Annotated in this window: 1 protein-coding gene and 2 pseudogenes; all 3 read left to right on the forward strand. The window is 63.2% G+C overall.

Translation table 11 applies throughout. The features are described from left to right. Nucleotides 1-480: 480 nt before the first annotated feature. Nucleotides 481-612, forward strand: a pseudogene (locus FMZ75_RS22330) (hypothetical protein); the annotation flags it as partial. Nucleotides 613-714: 102 nt separating this feature from the next. Beyond that, complete coding sequence (locus FMZ75_RS21825) at nt 715-1,482, forward strand: tetratricopeptide repeat protein (protein ID WP_246729198.1); 768 nt, start codon at nt 715-717, stop codon at nt 1,480-1,482. 460 nt (nt 1,483-1,942) lie between these two features. Continuing rightward, nucleotides 1,943-2,842, forward strand: a pseudogene (locus FMZ75_RS20945) (hypothetical protein); the annotation flags it as partial.

The raw sequence follows: 2,842 nt of genomic DNA on the forward strand, positions 1-2,842 counted from the left end.
ACAACTCCAGCGTCGTCTCGATCGAAGCTCCCGCCATCCCATGACCCCCGAACCGAATCATGGTGGCTCAGTGAGTCAGAAACCGTTAAAATACGCAACTGTAATGCTAGGAGCGACCGCGCCGCGCAAGCGTGGCCGAGCATCGTCAAATGGGATTTCGGTCAATCGAGGCAGAGTTTCCGACTGGCTCTTTCCCTGCGAACGACAATTATCGTCTATTGCTGCCTCACGGTCGGCGGAGTTTTCCTCGGCAGGAATTGGCCCCTGATCGAAAGCCGGCTCGGACTCTGGGAGTTCGGCGACGCGTTCCGCGCTTGGCTCCATCCCATCGCCTGGACGCGCGGAGACAAAAGCTTCATCCGAGGCGAACGCGAGATACGAGCGCGACATTTCACCGATGCGCTGTCGGCCTATGAAGACGCGCTGGCCGCATTCGGCGAAGCAGGTACCGAAAGGAGACAAGCCGATGCGCTGGTCGGCATCGGCTTTTCCGAATGTGGACGCGGACATTACGACGATGCGCGCACGTCTTTTCGCAAGGCTCTGCAGCGCTATGCCCAGATCGATAACCCGCTCGGGCGCTCCAACGCTTGGCTCGGCGTCGGCGAAGTCGAGCGTCTTCTCGAGCATGACGAAGCTGCGCGAACCGCCTATCGCGAGGCCGCACGTTTCGCTTCCCTGTCTCAGCAATCTCTCGCGAGCGGCAACGCTCATTTGGGCATCGGGCGCATAGAGGCGCGGTCGGGACGCGAAGAGGATGCGAAGGCCGCGTATCGAGAGGCGCTGACGTCGTTCGAATTGGCGAAGAACCTATCCGGGCAGGCGAGCGCATGGGCCAGCCTCAGTGATCTGCACCGCCGCCACGGACGCGCCGATGCGGCCCATGAGGCCGATGAGAAAGCATTGGCGCTCTATCAAAAAGCCGATGATCGGCTGGGACAGGCCACGACGTTGTACGGCATCGGCGAATTCGCCACCGAACAGCGACGAGACGACGAGGCACGCATCGCCTATCGCAGCGCATTGTCTCTATTCAGTCTGATCGGCGAACGCTCGGGACAAGCGAATACGCTCATTCGGCTCGGCGAGATCGAACGCTCGAATGGAAACGACGAGAAGGCGGGCGTGTACTTTCGTAACGCGCTGGCGCTCTTTGAACAGATCGACTCTCGGCGAGGGAAGGCCGGCTCTCTCCATGCTCTCGGAACCATCGAGGCTCGCTCCGGGCGCGAGGCGGAAGCCCGCTCTGCCTTTCGGGAGGCCCTGACGCTCTTCGAGCAGTCCGGCGACCGCCTTTGGCAGGCGATCGCTCTGAACGATCTCGGCGCGTCGGAGGCGCGATCTGGCCATAAGTCGGAAGCGCGCGCCGCTTTTCTCGCCGCAGCAATGCGATTTGACGAGGCTGGCAAGAAGGATCGCGCCGATGCGGCGCGGAAATCGGCTGCGGGGCTGGAGCAAATCACGCCACGCCGGCGACGATGATCCCGGTGCAAAAATCGACGCCGCTCAGAACGTCTCTCCGCGATCGGAACGCGGCGCGCTCTAACCGAAACAATAGCAATTCATTAGCTCTTTCATTTAGATGTTTGTTAAGACCTCCATGTGATTATCCACACCGCGAAGCCTCCGATCCAAGACGGCCTCGCATTCGCGCCGAACAGGACAGATGATCTGTCCGCCGCCGGCCCGGCATTCGGACCCTCGAGCTCATTCGGCTCATGAGGATCCGCCGGAGGCACGGCCAGGCGCGACGGTGTTTTCCGAACCCATGTGACGACAGATTCAGCCGGCGGCGCTTTCGCGCCGGAGCGATCACTCGCGCGTCCCGCTGCATCTCGCGCTCACGCCCAATGCGGAACGAGCCCCTGCGCTCGGGCCGAGAACCGTAACGCCGTCCCCTTTCGTTTCTTCGTAAACAGCTTCATTGGAAGCGGAGCGCCCGATGACCTCGATCTTGACCTCCCTCACCGCGACTCAGGTTGCCGGGCTCACCACCACCATCATCTCCAATCTGACGACGACAGACATCGCCGCGCTCAGCACCACGCAGACGGCGGCGCTGACATCGACGCAGCTCAACGTCCTCAACTCGACCGATCTCCAATATTTCGCGCAGACGCAGATCGCGGCGCTTTCGGCCAACGCCATCGCCGGCCTCTCGCTCACGCAGATCGGCAATCTGACGACCACACAGGCCGACGAATTCACCGCCACCCAGGTCGCGGCGCTCACCGCGTCGCAAATCGGCGCCCTCACCTCCACAGAGCTGGAGGGCTGGGACGCCACCCAGCTCGGCGCGCTCACCTCCACGCAGATCGGCAGGCTCACCACGACCGCGATCAGCAATCTGTCGACGACGCAGATCTCCTCGTTCAGCCAGACGCAGGTGCGCGGTCTCACCACTTCCCAGCTCAATGCGCTCAGCACCGATGATCTGATCGCGATCAATCTCGCCAATCTGACCACCTCCCAGATCGCCGGCCTCGACGCCACCGCCGCCGGCAATCTCTCCACCACTCAGGCGGAAGGCCTCACCGCCACGCAGATCGGCGCCCTCTCCGCCACCGCATTCGGCAGCCTTGCCTCGACTGAAGTCCAGGCCTGGAACACCACACAGCTCGCCGGCCTCACCGCCACGCAGCTCGGCCGGCTGACCACGACAGCCCTCGGCAATCTCTCCACCACACAGGTCGCCGACCTGACCTCGACCCAGGTCCGCGGCCTCGCCGCCACGCAGATCGGCGGTCTCTCCGCCGCCTATCTCGACGCCATCGACGCCGGAGACTTCTCCACCTCGCAGATCGCCGCCTTCGGCGCGACCACGGTCGGCGATCTCTCCACC

Source organism: Methylosinus sp. RM1 (assembly GCF_011378635.1).
Lineage (GTDB): Bacteria > Pseudomonadota > Alphaproteobacteria > Rhizobiales > Beijerinckiaceae > Methylosinus > Methylosinus sporium.